Genomic DNA, 17,378 nt, shown 5'->3' with positions numbered 1-17,378 from the left:
CCTGTAACGGAGGTCATCATGCAAAACGCGAACATTCCCGACGCTGGCGGGAGCGATCCATGGGCTGACGCCCCGGTCCTCGGCGAAGGGGCGTCAGCCGATCGATTCGCGCCTGCCACGCAACCCGTTCGGTTCGGCGTCCTGCAAGGGCAGGCCTGGATCGCGGACGACTTCGACGCTCCGCTTCCCGATTACCTGCTGGATGCTTTCGAAGGGCGCTGATGCGGCTGTTGCTCGATACGCACATCTTCTTGTGGATCGTGACCAATGACCCGAGGCTCAGCGCACGGGCGCGCAGACTGATCTCGGCTGCCGACGAACGTTTCGTCAGCAGCGCGAGTATCTGGGAAGCCGCCATCAAGGCCGGCCTGGGAAAGCTCGATATCGACGTGGGCAAGCTGGTCCGCTCGATCGGCGCAAGCGGGATTCGCGAGCTGCCGGTTCGGGCCGTGCATGGGGCCGCAGTCCGTGATTTGCCGCACCACCATCGCGATCCGTTCGATCGCTTGCTGGTCGCGCAGGCGCGGCACGAACCGCTTCAGCTCGTGACTGCCGACGTCCTTCTTGCACGGTATGGCCTGTCTCTGGTTCTGACAGTTTGAAATAGTCTCCGGGTCGAGATTCACCCGGCGCCAGCGCCCGATGCGGCGCAGCAGCCTATGCCGCCGCGACGTTCGGCTCGATTTCGTCGAGTGCCGCGCAGATGGCTGCCAGCCGCTCCCGCAATCCCTCGCTCGCCGGCACGAACGGCAGCCGCAACCCGTCCTCGCACCATCCTTGCGCGGCCAGCACGGCCTTCACCGGCGCCGGGTTCGGTTCCGCGAACAGTGCCGCGACGAGCGGCTGCAGCGCGACCGACAGGCGCCGCGCCTCGGCGAGCCGCCCGTCGCGCAGCAGCGCATGGATGCGCACGTGCCATTCGGGCAGCACGTGCGCGCTGCTCGCGATCGCGCCGTGCGCGCCGGCGCACAGTGCCGCGAAGTTCTGGTTGTCGTCGCCGGACAGGATCGCGAGCGGCGTGTCGTGCACGAGCCGGCTCATCCGGTCGAGCGTGCCGCCGCATTCCTTGATGCCCGCGACACGCGGGTCGCGCGCGAGCGCCTGCAGCGTGTCCAGTTCGACGGTCACGCCGGTGCGATACGGGATGTTGTAGACGAGCACGGGCAGGTCGGCCGCCTCGACGATCGCCTCGACATGGCGGCGGATGCCGTCCTGCGTCGGCCGTACGTAGACGGGCGGCGTGACGAGCAGCCCGTCGGGCCGCAGCGCGGCGAGTTCGCGCGCGCGGGCGGCCGCGAAATGCGTCGCGCTCGCGGTCAACCCGACGACGATCGGCAGGCCAGGCGCCGCGTCGCGCAGCGTCGCGAACACGGCGTCCTGTTCGCGCGCGTCGAGCAGCACGCCTTCACCGGTCGTCGCGCCCGCGACGAAGCCCGCGATACCCGCGGCCGCATAGTGGCGCGCGAGCCGCGCGAGTGCCGCATGGTCGACTTCGCCGTGGTGGAACGGCGTGATGATCGGCAGCCAGATACCTTCGAAACGTGTGTGCATGCAAAGCCTCATGGTGGAAACGGAGTGGGAGGAAACCGTTCCGCCGGCGGAGTGCCGGAACGAGGCATGCGGGCAAGGAGAAAGAAACGACCTGCGGGCATCCCGTCCGGCATTCGCCTGACGGGACGCGACGTCCCCGTCAGTCGAGGAGTCGTTTTTTCAGTTTCAGCCCGGCCGCGCGCGCACCTGCCGCGATGGCGGCAAGGATCGACTGCGAGCGCAGGGCAGCGGACATGGATGAACCGTGAAATGGGCTGAACGGCGATCTTAACACCGGATCGGACGCGTGCGCGAGCGTCCGCCGCCGTTTAGCAGGATTCGAGATTTGCTTTCCACGACTGATTGGAAAGCGCGCCGCGCCCGGCCGCTAGAATGCCCGCTTACGTTTCGATGACAGCGCGTACGCGTGCCGTCACGCACATTCACCACCACTGGAAACGGGGCATATCACGATGGCAAGCATCAAGGGGATCGGCCGCTGGCTGCACACGGGCGCGGCGGCGGCGCTGGTCGTGGCGGCGACGGCCGCGCACGCGGACACGTCGATCCTGAACGTGTCGTATGACGTGACGCGCGAACTGTACAAGGACATCAACGCGAGCTTTGCCGCCGCCTACAAGCAGAAGACCGGCGAGACGGTTGCGCTCAAGCAGTCGCACGGCGCGTCGAGCGCGCAGGCGCTGTCGGTGCTGCAGGGGCTGCAGGCCGACGTCGTGACGATGAACCAGCCGAACGACATCGACCTGCTCGCCGAGCGCGGCCAGCTGCTGCCGAAGGACTGGCGCGCGCGTTTCCCGGACAACAGCTCGCCGTACTCGACGACGATGGTGTTCCTCGTGCGCAAGGGCAACCCGAAGGCGATCAAGGACTGGAGCGATCTCGCGAAGCCGGGCGTCCAGGTGATCATCGCGAACCCGAAGACGTCGGGTAACGGCCGCTACGCGTATCTCGCCGCGTGGGGCTTCCAGAAGCAGAAGGGCGCGACCGACCAGCAGGCGCTCGACTTCGAGAAGGCGATCTTCCGCAACGTGCCGGTGCTCGACTCGGGCGGTCGAGGCGCGACGACGACGTTCACGCAGCGCGGCATCGGCGACGTGCTGGTCACGTTCGAGAACGAAGTCGCGCTGATGGACACGGGCGCGTCGGGCGCGCAGTTCGACGCCGTGTATCCGTCGGCGAGCATCCTCGCGGAGCCGCCCGTCGCCGTTGTCGACAAGGTCGTCGACAAGAAGGGCACGCGCAAGGTCGCGCAGGCGTATCTCGACTACCTGTACACGCCGGAAGCGCAGGAGATCATCGCGCAGCACCATCTGCGCCCGCGCGACGCGAACGTGCTGAAGAAGCATGCGGCCGAGTTCAAGGCGCTGAAGACGTTCAGCGTCGAGCAGGTTTTCGGTAGCTGGGCGAACGCGCAGAAGACCCATTTCGCCGACGGCGGCACGTTCGACCAGGTGATCGTCGACCGGAAGTGATAGCGGCGCGTATCGCGCGCTTGTCCGCACGATGACGATGCAGCCGGCCGCTTTCATGCGGCCGGTTTTTTTTCGTCGCTGCGTGGCCGCACGCGTCCGGAGGCGCAGCAAATTTCCATTCCGAACCGGCACGCATTCCCGGCCGCCGCCGCGCGTGCTACGCTCGTCGCCTCCCTGCAACCGGCACCGCGCGATGAACGTCGATTCGTCCTCCCCAGCCTCCCGCGGCCGTGGCCGCAAGATCTGGTCGGGCACCCGCCCGGTGATCGCGTACGGGATGCCGCCGCTCGGCTGGCGCGATTTCTATCACCGCGCGCTGACGGTGAGCTGGCCCGTGTTCTTCCTGTCGCTCGCGATGGTGTTCCTGCTGCTCAACGGCGGCTTCGCGACGCTCTACATGCTCGGCCGCGCGCCGATCGCGAACCAGTCGCCGGCCGGGTTCGGCGGCGCGTTCTTCTTCAGCGTCGAGACGCTCGCGACCGTCGGCTACGGCGACATGCATCCGCAGACCCTTTATGCGCACATGGTCGCGACGTTCGAGATCTTCGTCGGGATGTCGAGCATCGCGCTGGCCACGGGGCTCGTGTTCGCGCGGTTTTCCCGGCCGCAGGCGAAGATCCTGTTTGCGCGCTACGCGATCGTGCGGCCGCTGAACGGCCGGATGACGCTGATGGTGCGCGCCGCGAATGCGCGCCAGAACGTGATTGCCGAGGCGCAGGCGAAATTGCGGCTGATGCGTGTCGAAGGCACGCACGAGGGCTACTCGCTGCGCAAGATCCACGACCTGCCGCTCGTGCGCAGCGAGCATCCGATCTTCCTGCTCGGCTGGAACCTGATGCACGTGATCGACGAATCGAGCGCGCTGTTCGGCGAGACGCCCGAATCGCTCGCCGCGCGCGACGCGTCGTTGCTGATCACGATCGAGGGTTCGGACGAGACGACCGCGCAGGTCATGCAGGCGCGTCACTCATGGGCGCATGGGGAGATTCGCTGGCGTCACCGCTATGTCGACCTGATGCACGACGAAGACGGCATCACGCACATCGACTACACGCATTTTCACGAGGTCGTGCCGGTCGACACCGATACCGACGAGCGCGGTTCGCCGGGCGTGGTGGTCGAAGCCGGCGCCGCGGCGCAGGGGCCGGCTGCGTAGGTGGGTTCGAGGGGCGGCGCGCGCCGCCCCGCAGGCGTCACGCGTGCAGCAGACGCGCCGCTTCGCGTTGTTCGATCGCGACCGCGCGGCGGAACGCGTCGCGGTCCTCGGCTCGCGCGACGTAGTCGCCGAGCACGCCTTCGTGCGGCAGCAGATGCGCGTCGAACGCGATCTTCAGCGTGCTGGCGAGCAACAGGTCGGCCGCGGTGAAGCGGTCGCCGACGAGCCAGGGGCTATGGGCGAGCGTCTGCGCGAGTGCGCGCTGCACGCGCGTGATGTTGCCCCAGCCGAACGCGACCGGGTTGCCCGACGCGCCCGTGAATTTCTCGGCCATCGCCGGTTCGAGGCAGGTCGGCGTGAAGAACATCCATTGCAGGAAGCGGCCGCGCAGCGGATCGCCGGGCGCGACGCCGAGCCCGGCGCCCGGGCAGCGGTCGGCGAGATAGAGCAGCACGGCGCCCGATTCGGCGAACGGCGCGCTGCCGTCGTCGAGCGCGGGCAGCTTGGCCATCGGATTGACCTGCACGAACGCGTCGCTGCCCTGTTCGTGCGAGCGCAGGTCGATCGGCACGAGTTCGTACACCACGCCGATTTCCTCGAGCATCCACAACGCCCGGAATGCCCGGGTCTTCGGCCAGTAGTAGAGCTTCATCGCGCCTCCGCGTTTGGTGCAGGTGGTCCGGTGGATGCTCAAGCGTACCCGAGCAACGCGGCTTCGGCAGGGGTTTAATGAATAACTAGTTATATAGACACTAGTCATGATTTCTAGTCAAGAATCTCGGTGCAGATCAGCACGACTGCGATGCACCGCCGGTTCGACCGTGCACGGAGACAAGCAACGAATGGCAAACGACGATCGCACCACGATCATTCCGCGAAGAACGCCGGAATCGGGGGCCATGGTGGCCGAGGTCAAGCGAGCGATGGCGATCACCGCGCGGCTCAATCGCCTGACGTTCGACGACGCGGCAGACGTTCGCGCGTTGTTCAGCGAACTGATCGGCACGCAGGTGGACGACGGCTTCGTGCTGATCCCGCCGTTCCATGCAACGGGCGGTGCCGGCATGAAGATCGGGCGCAACGTGTTCGTCAACCAGAACTGCACGTTCTACGACCTGGGCGGGCTCGAGATCGGCGACGACGTGATGATCGGACCGAACGTCAGCCTCATCACGTCCGGCCATCCGGTCGAACCTTCCCGGCGGCGCGATTTCGTTGTCGCGAAGCCGATCACGATCGAACGGAACGTGTGGATCGGCGCCGGCGCGACGATCATCGGCGGCGTGACGGTCGGCGAGAATTCGGTCGTCGCGGCCGGGGCCGTCGTCACCAGGGACATTCCGCCGAATACGCTGGTCGGCGGCAATCCGGCAACGGTCATCCGTTCGATTGCCGAGTGAGGTTGCCCGGGAGCGCATGTCGGCTTGAGTCAGCGCAATGGGACGGATGTGGACAACTCACCGCCAAGGCGACTCGAAACGCTGTGCATTTGAATGGTGAGGGTGCCGCCGAGGCTGTCCGGACAAGGCTTTCCGGCTGTCGCCCGAATGCAGCGAGTCGATGCGCAGATCGCCTTCGACGATGTGCCGACGAACGTTTCTTCGCACGATCCGTTGTGGATATCCGCGCATCGAAACGACTCGCCGCCCTGTGCATTTCACCGGTGAGGATGACCGGATGCCGCGCAATGCATGAAGAGGGTTGTGGATAACCGACCCACGGGACGACGAGAAATGCTGTGAAATTCAGCGGTGAGTGTCGGCGCCCGACTACGCGACGCGCCTGCGCTGGCGCGGCTTCCCGACCTTTGGTGCGATTCGGAGCGCCGCGCATTCTAGCCGAACGCGCGCATGCGTGACCGAACCGCGAGTGCGTGGCGATGTGCGCTCCGGCTCCGGAAGCCAATCGCAGGGCCGTGCATTCTAACGGTGAGCGGGGCTGTGTGGTTCGCAACGAACAGATTTCATTGCGCGTTCCAACCTTCTCAAGCGACTCGACGCGCTGCGCAATTCAATGGTGAGCGTGAGTGCGCTCTCCGCGAGCAGCCGGTCAAGACGCGGCCGGTCGGCCGACAACGCCGTCTGAAGCGCCGCACATTTCAGGCTCGTGTGAGCGCGCGCGATCGAAGGCAACGCGGATTCCGGTGTGGATATCCGGCTGACGAGACGACTCGCGGCACTGTGTATTTCGAAGGTGAGAGTCGACGCCCGATCGGACGGCGAGCCGATCCCGGCGTGGACTCTCGGCCGTCGTGGCCCTCGGAAACGCACTTTCAAGGCCGATCAACGGATTCGCACTCGTGCGGATATCCGTCTCTCCAGCCACTCGAAGCGCTGTGGTTTTCGACGGTGAGGGTGCGTACGTGGCTGGACGGCGGAGCCGGCCCGAGCGTGGAAAACTGCCGCTGCGGCCACTCGAAGCGCCGTGTTTTTCAACGGTGAGCGTATGCCCGAGACCGGACGGCACAGCCCGTTCGGGCGGTGGACAACTGCCGCCGCAGTCACTCGAAGCGCTGTGGTTTCCGACGGTGAGGGGCGCCCGAGACCGGACGGCGGAGCCGGTTCGGGCGGTGGACAACTACCACCGCAGCCACTTGAAGCCCTGTGTATTTCAACGGTGAGTGCGGGCCTGCGATTGCGCAGCGCGCGTGTTCCGGTGTGAATATCCGGCCGGCGAACCCACTCGCGGTCCTGTGCATTCGATCGGTGAGGATGAATCGCGGATCGACGAAATCGGCCGATGCCGATGTGGATATCCTCCCCCGAAACCCACTTGCGACGCTGTGAATTTCAACGGTGAGCGTCGGCGCCCGATCGAACCGGATACCGATTGCGGATGTGGACATCCCGGCCCCGACGCCACTCGAAACGCTGTGCATTCGAACGGTGAGCGCGCGAGCCCGATCGGCCGAAGGGCGCGGCATTGTGGACATCCCGCGCTCCCGACCAATCGGAACGCTGTGTATTCCAATGGTGAGGGTGACCGCCTCCAGCCGCCGAAACCCTTGTCGCACGGGGCGCGAGCGCCCACCGGCGCGCCGGCCGGTTGCTTGCGCACCCGCACCGGTGGTTCCGGCAACCCACCCGGCCGTCCCGACACCCCGCCCATCCCGCTCCGCCACCGCGCGCGAAAACTCTCTCAAATCCCGGTAAAAAGCTGCGCAGTTTTTCTCACAGCGGGCCCGTCCGAGCAAGATGAGAAAAAACATTCTCGTCTGCGCGCGAAAAAATAGAGCCATTCGCTGCCGGCGCCCACACGTCGCCCGACGCCCCGCCGCGCAGCCCAGAACAGCACAATCAGGAGACATCCCCCATGACCGCCCGCTTGCCCATCGACGGCACGCCTGCCCTGTCCGACTACCGCCTGACCGACAACCTGACCGCGACGCGCGGCCGGATCTTCCTGACCGGCACGCAAGCGCTGGTCCGCCTGATGCTGATGCAGCGCACGGTCGACACCGAACAGGGTCTCAACACCGCCGGCTTCGTCAGCGGCTACCGCGGCTCGCCGCTCGGCATGGTCGACCAGCAGCTGTGGAAGGCGAAGAAACTGCTCGACGGCAGCGGCGTGCGCTTCCTGCCCGCGATCAACGAGGAACTCGGCGGCACGGCCGTGCTCGGCACGCAGCGTGTCGAGGCCGATCCCGAGCGTACGGTCGAGGGCGTGTATGCGATGTGGTACGGCAAGGGCCCGGGCGTCGATCGCGCCGGCGACGCGCTGAAGCACGGCAACGCCTACGGCTCGTCGCCGCACGGCGGCGTGCTCGTCGTCGCGGGCGACGACCATGGCTGCGTGTCGTCGTCGATGCCGCACCAGAGCGACTTCGCGATGATTGCGTGGCACATGCCGGTCGTGAACCCGGCGAACATCGCCGACATGCTCGAATTCGGCCTGTACGGCTGGGCGCTGTCGCGCTACTCGGGCGCCTGGGTCGGCTTCAAGGCGATCTCGGAAACGGTCGAGTCGGGTTCGACCGTCGATCTCGACGCGCTGCAGACGCAGTGGCCGGCGCCGGCCGGCTTCACGCCGCCGGCGGGCGGGCTGCACAACCGCTGGCCCGACCTGCCGAGCCTCACGATCGAGGCGCGCCTCGCCGCGAAGCTCGACGCGGTGCGCCATTTCGCGCGCACCAACAGCATCGACAAGTGGATCGCGCCGAGCGCGCAGGCGAACGTCGGCATCGTCACGTGCGGCAAGGCGCACCTCGACCTGATGGAAGCGCTGCGCCGTCTCGACCTGACGGTGGCCGACCTCGACGCGGCCGGCGTGCGGATCTACAAGGTCGGCCTGTCGTATCCGCTCGAGATGACGCGCATCGAGACCTTCGTCGACGGGCTCGCCGAAGTGCTCGTGATCGAGGAGAAAGGCCCGGTCATCGAGCAGCAGATCAAGGACTACCTGTACAACCGCACGGAAGGCGCGCGTCCGCGCGTGCTCGGCAAGCACGACGCTGCCGGCGCCTGCCTGCTGTCGGAACTCGGCGAGCTGCGCCCGTCGCGCATCCTGCCGGTGTTCGCCGAATGGCTCGCGCGCCACAAGCCCGCGCTCGACCGCCGCGAGCGCGTCGTCGATCTCGTCGCGCCGCAGATCCTGTCGAACGAGGCCGACGCGGTGAAGCGCACGCCGTATTTCTGCTCGGGCTGCCCGCACAACACGTCGACGAAGGTGCCGGAAGGCTCGATCGCGCAGGCCGGCATCGGCTGCCACTTCATGGCGTCGTGGATGGAGCGCGACACGACGGGGCTGATCCAGATGGGCGGCGAGGGCGTCGACTGGGCCGCGCACGCGATGTTCACGAACACGAAGCACGTGTTCCAGAACCTCGGCGACGGCACCTACTTCCACTCGGGCATCCTCGCGATCCGCCAGGCGGTCGCCGCGAAAACGAACATCACGTACAAGATCCTCTACAACGATGCGGTCGCGATGACGGGCGGCCAGCCGGTCGACGGCAGCATCTCGGTGCCGCAGATCGCGCGGCAGGTCGAGGCGGAAGGCGTGTCGCGCTTCGTCGTCGTGTCGGACGAACCGGAGAAGTACGATGGCCATCACGGGCTGTTCCCGAAGGGCACGACGTTCCATCACCGCAGCGAGCTCGACACGGTGCAGCGCGAGTTGCGCGAGACGCCGGGCGTCACCGTGCTGATCTACGACCAGACCTGCGCGGCCGAGAAGCGCCGCCGCCGCAAGAAGGGCGAATTCCCCGATCCGGACAAGCGCCTGTTCATCAACGACGCGGTGTGCGAAGGCTGCGGCGACTGCGGCGTGCAGTCGAACTGCCTGTCGGTCGAGCCGCTCGAGACGCCGCTCGGCCGCAAGCGCCGCATCGACCAGTCGTCGTGCAACAAGGATTATTCGTGCGTGAACGGCTTCTGCCCGAGCTTCGTGACGGTCGAAGGCGCGGCGCTGAAGAAGGCCGCGGGCGCGGCGTTCGACGAAGCGGCGCTCGCCGCGCGCGTCGACGCGCTGCCGGTGCCCGCGACGCATCTCGATGCGGCGCCGTTCGACATGCTCGTGACGGGCGTCGGCGGCACGGGCGTCGTGACGGTCGGCGCGCTGATCAGCATGGCCGCGCACCTCGAAGGCAAGAGCGCATCGGTGCTCGACTTCATGGGCTTCGCGCAGAAGGGCGGCTCGGTGCTGTCGTTCGTGCGGATCGCCGCGAACGACCGATGGCTGAACCAGGTGCGGATCGACACGCAGCAGGCCGACGTGCTGCTCGCGTGCGACATGGTCGTCGGCGCGAGCGCGGAAGCACTGCAGACGGTGCGTCACGAGCGTTCGCGGATCGTCGTCAACACGCACCGGATCCCGAACGCGTCGTTCGTGCAGAACCCCGATGCGAACCTGCATGCGGACGCGCTGCTCGAGAAGATGCATCACGCGGCCGGCGACGGCTACCTGTCGAGCTGCGACGCGCAGGCGCTCGCCGCGAAGTTCCTCGGCGATTCGATCGGCGCGAACATCCTGATGCTCGGCTACGCGTGGCAGCTCGGCCTCGTGCCGGTGTCGCTCGCCGCGATGATGCGCGCGATCGAGCTGAACAACGTCGCGGTGCCGATGAACAAGCTCGCGTTCTCGATCGGGCGGATGGCGGCCGGCGATGCGGCGGGCCTCGATGCGTTGTGGAACGCGCGTCACGCGGTGGCCACGCACGCCGCGCCGGACACGCTTGCCGAACTGATCGCCGATCGCGAAGCGCGTCTCGACGCGTATGGCGGCGCGCGCTACGTCGAGCGCTACCGTGCGCTCGTGAACGCGGCGGCCGCGAAGGGCGACGATGCGCTGACGCGCGCGGTCGCAACGACGTTCTACCGGCTGCTCGCGGTGAAGGACGAATACGAGGTCGCGCGGCTGTACACGGACGACGCATTCCGCACGGCGCTCGAAGCGCAGTTCGAAGGCGTGCCGGGGCAAGCGTATCGCGTGAAGTTCAACCTCGCGCCGCCGACGGTCGCGAAGGCCGGCCGCGACGGCAGCGTGCCGAAGAAACGCGTGTTCGGTCAGTGGATGTGGCCGGTGTTCGGCATGCTGGCGCGCGTGCGCAGCCTGCGCGGCACGTGGCTCGATCCGTTCGGCCGCACCGTCGAGCGCAAGATGGAACGCGCGCTCGCCGACGACTACGAGACGACGATTGCCCGTGCGCTCGCCGCGACGACGGCCGACAACGCGGCGCAGGTCGCGCAACTGGCCGACCTGCACGCCCGCGTGCGCGGCTTCGGTCACGTGAAGGTGCGCAACCTGGCCGGCGTGAAGCGCGCGGAGCGCGAACTCGCGTTGCAGCTCGGCATCGATGCGGCGACGAGCGCGGCCGTGCAGCACGCGCTCGACGAGATGAAGGGCGCGGGGATGCTGAAGGGGATTCCGGTCGTCGTCGCGAAGTAACGCGAACGCGGGCGGAGGTGAACACGGCGACGCTGCGGCGTCGCCGTTTTGTTATGCGCGGTTGCTTCCGGGCATTGACCGGCCCGTCAGAGAATGCCTTTCTTGCGCGTCGACAGCGCGGTTTCCGACAGGTCGATCTCGCGGATCAGCTTCGTCAGCGTCTCGTCGGAAATCTTGCTGTCGCTGCGCAGCCGGTACAGCACCGAGCGCTCCGCGCGGATCGCGGCGATCCGCATCTGCAGCTCCATCGTCTCGGACTGCTTCGCTTCCGCGCGTGGCGTGGGGCCGTCCTCGGCGAGCGCGGCGAGCCGGCGGCGGTACTGGTCCATCACGCGCGCCGAAATGTCCGCGCAGCGCGCGGCGCCCGATTCGTCGAGATCGGCCGAGATCGCGTCGTGCGACGAGTCGATCGCGCGGATCGCGGCCTGCGCGGCGGTCGCGCGTGCGGTGCGCTCCTCGTCGGCGAGCGGGTTGCGCGACGAGCGCACGCCGCGCAGCAGCAGCGGCAGGCCGATCACCGCGACGACGAGCGAGCCGAGGATCACGGCCGACGCGACGAAGATCGCGGTGTCGCGCCCCGGCAGCGGCGCGCCGTCGGCGAGCGCGACCGGGATCGACAGCACGCCGGCGAGCGTGACCGCGCCGCGCACGCCGCCGACCGTCATCACCGCGATCGTGCGCACGCCGGCCATCGTGCCCGCGAGGCCCTGGCGCGCGGCGCGGCGGCTCGCGATCCAGCGCAGCAGCCAGACCCACAGGAAGCGGATCGCATACAGCGCGAGCATCATCGCGCACACGTTGAAGATCATCCGGCCGACCAGCGCGTCGCTCGTATGGTGCGCGTCGACGAGCGCGCGGCCGATGATGTGCGGCAACTGCAGCCCGAGCATGATGAACACCATGCCGTTGAACACGAACTCGATCATCGCCCACGTGCTTTCGGCGCGCACGCGCGACGCGACGGTGCTTTTGCGCGAGAAGCTCGTGTAATTCATCATCATCCCGGCCGACACGGCCGCGAGCACGCCCGACAGGTCGAGGTGCTCGGCGAACAGGTAGGCCGCGAACGGCACGAGCAGCGTCATCACGATGCCGGGGGCCGGATCGCCTTCCTGCTCTGCGTTCAGGAAACGCGTCGACAGCGTGCTGAACACCCACGACACGATCGCGCCCGTCGCGAGCCCGCCGGCGGCGACGATCACGAACGTGACCGACGCGGCGCGCAGCGAGAACACGCCGGTCAGCGCGGCCGCGATCGCGAACTTCAGCGCGACGAGGCCCGACGCGTCGTTCATCAGCGCCTCGCCTTCGAGGATGTGCATCAGTTGCGGCGGGATCCGGCCCTTGCCGGCGATGCCCGACAGCGCGACCGCGTCGGTCGGCGACAGCACGGCCGCGAGCGCGAACGCGATCGGCAGCGGCAACTCGGGAATCAGCCAATGCGCGAAGTAGCCCACTGCGAGTACCGTCATGAACACGAGCCCGAACGCGAGCATCAGGATCGCGCGGCGCTGCAGGTACAGCTCGCGTTTCGGAATCCGCCAGCCGTCCGCGAACAGCAGCGGCGGAATGAACAGCAGCATGAAGATTTCGGGATCGAACGTGACGTGCAGGTTCAGCTTCGGCCACGCGAGCATCGCGCCGAATACGATCTGCATCAGCGGCAGCGGGAGTTGCAACGGCAGGATGCGTGTGACGGCGCCGGACAGTGCGACGGTCAGCAGCAGGATCAGGACGGTGAAGACGATTTCCATCGATACGGCGAATACGGGGAATGAAACGATCGTACGGAGTGTAGCGTGCTGACGTGACCGCTGCGCTCGAGCGGCCGGTGCGTGCGCACGAAAATGGTGCATCGGGCGCGTGCCATGATGGTGCGGCGGCCCGGCGCACCCGCGCGGCGCATGGGTTGTTCGTGCCTTGCACGGAGCTTGCTTGATGCTGGTCAGCCGTCCGGCACCGACCGGACAACCGAGGGTCCAACCAAGACATTGCACGCGCCGTCCGTTTCGTCGGACGCCGCGTTCGAGTGCTTCACCAGGAGGAAGGCATGACGATCGTGCAACAGGAGCGTCCGGCCGCCGCGTCGCCGTACCGTTTCGAGCGGGAGATGAGCTCCGGCCTCGAACGGCTGGCAACGCAGCATCGCGACCTGACGCTTACGACCGTGTTCCAGCCGATATTCAGCCTGTCGCACCAGCGTGCGGTCGGCTACGAGGCGCTGTTGCGCGCGCACGATGCGCTCGACCGCCCCGTGTCGCCGCTCGACGTGTTCGGCGAAGCCGCGCGCCAGGGCGAACTGCTGCAGCTCGACCGGCTCGCGCAGGCGCTGCATCTCGAGAACTTCGCGCTGCTCGGCGCCGAGCGCGAGTGGCTGTTTCTCAACGTCCATCCGGGCGTGCTCACCGACCCGTTCCAGGCGGCCGCACTGCTCGCGAACCTGAAGCGGCTCGGCATGCCGCCGCGCCGCATCGTGCTCGAGGTGCTCGAACAGCGCGCGGAAGACGTCGAGCGGCTCGCCGAGGCCGTGCGCGAATTCCGCACGCACGGCTTCCTGATCGCGCTCGACGATTTCGGCGCCGGCCACTCGAACCTCGAGCGGATCTGGCAACTGAACCCGGACATCGTGAAGCTCGACCGGATCATGCTGTCGCACGCGGCGCACCGCACGGGGCTCACCGCGATCCTGCACGGGCTCGTGACGCTGCTGCACGAGGCCGGCAAGCTCGTGCTCGTCGAGGGGATCGAGACCGAGCACGAGGCGCAGATTGCGCTGTCGTGCGAGGCCGATTTCGTGCAGGGCTACTACTTCGGCCGCCCGGCGCCGGGGTTGCCCGACAGCGTGACCGCGACGGGTTGCATCGGCGAGCTGACCGAGCGCTTTCGTCTGCAGACCGAAGCGCGCGAGCGGCGCGATGCGCAGCGAATCGCGCCGTACCTGCGCGCGTTCGAGCGCGCGGCCGAGCGTCTCGCGGCCGGCGAGCCGCTCGACGAGGTGTGCTGGAATTTCCTCGCGCTCGACGCCGCCGCGCGCTGCTTCCTGCTCGACGCGCACGGCCGGCAGTCGGGCCGCAACGTCGTGCTGCGCGCCGATCGCGCGCTGAGCGAAGCACGCTTCTCGCCGCTGGCGGATGCGCAGGGTGCGAACTGGCTGCGCCGGCCGTATTTCCGCTCGGCGATCGCCGAGCCGGGGCGCGTGCAGGTCACGCGGCCGTACCTGTCGATCAACGAGGCGCAGCCGTGCGTGACGCTGTCGGTGGCCGTGCGCGTCGGCGATGCGCAGCGCGTGCTGTGCGGCGATATCGACTGGGTCGACGACGAAGCGGACGCCGGCTAGCGCCGCGCGCGCACCGCATGCGGCGATCCGGACGAGCGGGGCGCATCGGCCCGGGCCGGCCGTTGCGTTCCCCGTGTGCTTCCCCGACAATGGCGCGATCGCGGCCGTCGTGACCGCGATCGCGCCGCTCCGGGGGCCACCATGGCGGCGAATAACAGGACAACACAATGAAAAGACCGATTTCGCTGACCATCCTCGCGTGGATCATCATCGTCACCAACGCGATCACGTGCGTCTATACGCCGTTCTCGATCGGCATGCCGACCACCCAGGCGCTGCTGTCGCACTACCTGCTGCCCGTCTGGGCGACGCTCGGCATCAGCGTGATCATCGAAGCCGCGAACGTCGTGATCGGCATCGCGATCCTCAAGGGTCGCGAGTGGTCGCGCAAGGCCTATATCGCGACGTCCGTGCTCGGTTTCGCGTTCTCGTTCGTCAACATGCCGACGTCGATGTTCGCGGTGCTGATTCCCGGCTTCCTGCTGTTCGCGCTGTTCGTCTACCTGCTGTTCCGGCGCCCCGCGACTGCGTATTTCCGCCAGGCACTCGCGTGAGCTTCGTGCGTAACGCGCTGGCGATCGTGCTGTTCGCGATCGCGGGCATCTGCGTGAGCGCCGCGCAGACGGTCACGTTCATGAAAGTCGGCCATGCGGGCGCGACGGCCGCATTCGTCGCCGTGCTGTTCGCGGTGTCGGCCGTGCTCCTCGCCGCGGGCGCGTTTGCCGGCACATTCCGGCCGCGTGCGCGCGGCGCGGGCATCGCGCTGCTCGTCGCGACCGCGACCACCGCGTTCGGGGCGCTCGGCTGGGCGATGCTCGTGCTCACACCGAAGATCGTCGACATGATGCAGCAGAGTGCGTACTTCGACGCACGGATGTTCAGGTTCGCGCCCGGCGCCGCGGTGACGGCGTTGTCCGCACTGGCCGGCGTCTGGCTCGTGCGGCGCGGCTGACGCGTACGGCGGCCGGCCCGCTGGCGCCCGTCGCGCCGCTCGGCTAGGATGCGCGAATTGTCCTGACGAATCGCGAGCCGCCGATGACCCGAAACGCCGCTTCCTCCGTCCTCCTCGAGGTGATCGCCACGACCGTCGGCGATGCGAAGGCCGCCGCCCGCGCGGGCGCCGACCGCCTCGAACTCGTGACCGCGATCACCGAAGGCGGGCTGACGCCGAGTGTTGGCCTGATCGAGGCCGTCGTGGCCGCCGTGCCGATTCCCGTCAACGTGATCGTGCGCCCGCACAGCCGGTCGTTCGTCTACGACGCCGACGACCTGCGCGTGATCGAACGCGACGTGCGCGCGGCCGTCGCGGCCGGCGCGAACGGTGTCGTATTCGGCGCGCTCGACGCGCACGGCGACGTCGATCTCGGCGCACTGGCCCGCATCGCGGCCGCCGCGGATGGCCGCGCGCTGACGTTCCACCGCGCGTTCGACGTGTCGCGCGACCTCAACGCCGCGTTCGACGCGCTGCTGCGCGTGCCGGCCGTCACGTCGGTGCTGACGTCGGGCGGCCACCCGTCGGTGCTCGACGCGGCCGCGACGATCACGCGGATGGTGCGGCACGCGGAAGGGTCGACGTGCACGGTGCTGGCCGGCTCGGGGCTCACCGTCGAGGCGGTGGGCGATTTCGTCCGGGCCACCGGCGTGCGCGCGGTGCATTTCGGCTCGGGCGTGCGGCCGCGCGGCGAGGTGCTGGCACCCGTCGACGAACAACTCGTCGAGCGGGTGCGCGCGGCGCTCGACGGCGCGGCGGCGCACGTGTGACACGCATGTCACGCGCGCGGCGGCCGCCGCACGCGCAGACACGACGCACGAAGACACGACGCACGAAGACACGATTCGAGAGAGAGGGCCACATGACGGACGCAACACACGACCCGCAGGGCGGCGACGATGCCGCGCCGGGCTGGGAAGCGATCGACGATGCGCTCGCGCGCCTCTATCCGGGCCAGGAGCCGAAGCACTACGGCACGCTGGTCAAGTGGCGGCTCGGCGGCCCCGATCCGCTCGACGGAATCAGCGTGTGGAAGCGCGCGGAGCCCGTGCCGCACTGGCATTTCGTCACGTACGGGTTGAGCGAACTGTATGCGAAGGAGTCTGACGATCCGGCCGTCAGCGGCTTCGGTTTCGAGCTGACGATTCGCGTTGCGTGCAGTGCGGACGACGACGAGCCGCCGCGCTGGGCGTTCAGTTTCCTGCAGAACCTCGCGCGCTACGTGTTCCAGAGCGGCAACGCATTCGACGACGGCCACTGGATGACGGCCAACGGCCCGATCGCGCTCGACACCGGCACGGTGCTCTGCTCGATGGGTTTCGCGTTCGATCCGGAACTGCCGGCGATCGACACGCCGCACGGCCGCCTGGCGTTCCTGCAGGTCGTCGGGCTGACGCTCGACGAGGAGCACGCCGCGAAGCGCTGGCGCACGCGCGCGCTGCTCGACACGCTGCTGCCGCACCTGCCGTTGTGGGTGACCGATCTCGGCCGCGCGTCGCTGCTCGAGCGCGCGGACGTGCGCGCACAAGTGGATGAAGGTACGCAGCGCGACGGCTCGTCGAGCGGCTACCTGTTCACCGACGTGCTGGGATGGGAAACGCGCAAGCGGCTGCTGCGCGCGCCGGTCGTCGAGATTACCGTCGGCGCGCGGCAGGTCGAGGAACTCGTCGCGCTGCTGCCGTTGCGACTGCCGTTCGACCGGCCGTTCCGCCTGGTCGGTCACGACGGCGCGGTGCGGTTCGTCCACGGCGACGCGAACGGCGTGACCGACGAGGACGGCACGCTGACGCTGCGGCTCACCGATGCGACGGTGCAGGCCCTGGCGCGCATGCTGAAGCCGCGCGCCGGCGAGTATGCGATCGACGGGCTCGACGGCGTGCGCTGGCGCGTCGAGAAGACCGTGATCCGCGACGCGCACGGTAACGCGGTGCAGACGATCGGGTGAACAAAAGCCGGGGCATGCCCCGGCTTTTTCGTTCGCAGCTC

General features: G+C 68.1%; 14 protein-coding genes. 11 read left to right on the top strand and 3 right to left on the bottom strand.

Annotation, left to right across the window (positions count from 1 at the left end; translation table 11 throughout):
• The first annotated feature begins 18 nt into the window (after positions 1-18).
• The gene (locus LXM88_RS21085) at positions 19-222 is read left to right on the top strand and encodes a hypothetical protein (protein WP_262537393.1); all 204 of its coding nucleotides are present in this window, start codon (positions 19-21) and stop codon (positions 220-222) included.
• Positions 222-602 carry a type II toxin-antitoxin system VapC family toxin gene (locus LXM88_RS21080; RefSeq protein ID WP_262537391.1) on the top strand — a complete coding sequence of 127 codons (381 nt, stop codon included), beginning with the start codon at positions 222-224 and terminating at the stop codon, positions 600-602. Before LXM88_RS21085 ends, LXM88_RS21080 begins: the two co-directional genes overlap by 1 nt.
• 55 nt (positions 603-657) lie before the next feature.
• Here LXM88_RS21080 and dapA read toward each other — a convergent pair whose 3' ends face one another.
• The gene (dapA, locus tag LXM88_RS21075; RefSeq protein ID WP_262537390.1) at positions 658-1,551 is read right to left on the bottom strand and encodes a 4-hydroxy-tetrahydrodipicolinate synthase; all 894 of its coding nucleotides are present in this window, start codon (positions 1,549-1,551) and stop codon (positions 658-660) included.
• Positions 1,552-2,003: 452 nt separating this feature from the next.
• On the opposite strand from dapA, the gene LXM88_RS21070 reads away from it, so the two are divergent.
• Together LXM88_RS21070 and LXM88_RS21065 are read left to right on the top strand one after the other, a co-directional pair.
• On the top strand, positions 2,004-3,023 hold the full coding sequence (locus tag LXM88_RS21070; protein ID WP_262537388.1) for a sulfate ABC transporter substrate-binding protein: 1,020 nt from the start codon (positions 2,004-2,006) through the stop codon (positions 3,021-3,023).
• 193 nt (positions 3,024-3,216) lie between these two features.
• A complete protein-coding gene (locus LXM88_RS21065) occupies positions 3,217-4,179 on the top strand; it encodes an ion channel (RefSeq protein ID WP_262537387.1) in 963 nt (320 codons plus the stop codon).
• Between the two features lie 37 nt (positions 4,180-4,216).
• Here LXM88_RS21065 and LXM88_RS21060 read toward each other — a convergent pair whose 3' ends face one another.
• Positions 4,217-4,831, bottom strand: coding sequence for a glutathione S-transferase family protein (locus tag LXM88_RS21060; RefSeq protein WP_262537384.1), 615 nt, complete (start codon positions 4,829-4,831; stop codon positions 4,217-4,219).
• Positions 4,832-5,021: 190 nt separating this feature from the next.
• On the opposite strand from LXM88_RS21060, the gene LXM88_RS21055 reads away from it, so the two are divergent.
• Together LXM88_RS21055 and LXM88_RS21050 are read left to right on the top strand one after the other, a co-directional pair.
• Positions 5,022-5,579: a sugar O-acetyltransferase gene (locus tag LXM88_RS21055; protein ID WP_262537382.1), complete on the top strand. Its 558-nt coding sequence runs from the start codon at positions 5,022-5,024 to the stop codon at positions 5,577-5,579.
• A gap of 1,912 nt (positions 5,580-7,491) precedes the next feature.
• Complete coding sequence (locus LXM88_RS21050; protein WP_262537380.1) at positions 7,492-11,064, top strand: indolepyruvate ferredoxin oxidoreductase family protein; 3,573 nt, start codon at positions 7,492-7,494, stop codon at positions 11,062-11,064.
• A gap of 86 nt (positions 11,065-11,150) precedes the next feature.
• Here LXM88_RS21050 and LXM88_RS21045 read toward each other — a convergent pair whose 3' ends face one another.
• Positions 11,151-12,818 carry a Na+/H+ antiporter gene (locus LXM88_RS21045; protein ID WP_262537378.1) on the bottom strand — a complete coding sequence of 556 codons (1,668 nt, stop codon included), beginning with the start codon at positions 12,816-12,818 and terminating at the stop codon, positions 11,151-11,153.
• A 296-nt stretch (positions 12,819-13,114) separates the two neighbouring features.
• On the opposite strand from LXM88_RS21045, the gene LXM88_RS21040 reads away from it, so the two are divergent.
• The 5 genes from LXM88_RS21040 (at position 13,115) to LXM88_RS21020 (ending at position 17,337) form a co-directional block, all read left to right on the top strand.
• Positions 13,115-14,401: a sensor domain-containing phosphodiesterase gene (locus LXM88_RS21040; protein WP_262537376.1), complete on the top strand. Its 1,287-nt coding sequence runs from the start codon at positions 13,115-13,117 to the stop codon at positions 14,399-14,401.
• Between the two features lie 167 nt (positions 14,402-14,568).
• On the top strand, positions 14,569-14,955 hold the full coding sequence (locus LXM88_RS21035) for a hypothetical protein (RefSeq protein ID WP_262537375.1): 387 nt from the start codon (positions 14,569-14,571) through the stop codon (positions 14,953-14,955).
• The gene (locus tag LXM88_RS21030) at positions 14,952-15,353 is read left to right on the top strand and encodes a hypothetical protein (protein ID WP_262537372.1); all 402 of its coding nucleotides are present in this window, start codon (positions 14,952-14,954) and stop codon (positions 15,351-15,353) included. The genes LXM88_RS21035 and LXM88_RS21030 overlap by 4 nt, the downstream gene beginning before the upstream one ends.
• A gap of 83 nt (positions 15,354-15,436) precedes the next feature.
• A complete protein-coding gene (locus LXM88_RS21025; RefSeq protein ID WP_262537369.1) occupies positions 15,437-16,162 on the top strand; it encodes a copper homeostasis protein CutC in 726 nt (241 codons plus the stop codon).
• Positions 16,163-16,254: 92 nt separating this feature from the next.
• Complete coding sequence (locus LXM88_RS21020) at positions 16,255-17,337, top strand: suppressor of fused domain protein (RefSeq protein WP_262537367.1); 1,083 nt, start codon at positions 16,255-16,257, stop codon at positions 17,335-17,337.
• The last annotated feature ends 41 nt before the right edge of the window (positions 17,338-17,378 follow it).

The organism is Burkholderia sp. S-53 (genome assembly GCF_025560745.1).
GTDB lineage: Bacteria > Pseudomonadota > Gammaproteobacteria > Burkholderiales > Burkholderiaceae > Burkholderia > Burkholderia pyrrocinia.
The sequence above is the reverse complement of the archived record's forward strand: the minus strand, read 5'-3'. Positions and strand labels throughout refer to the sequence as shown.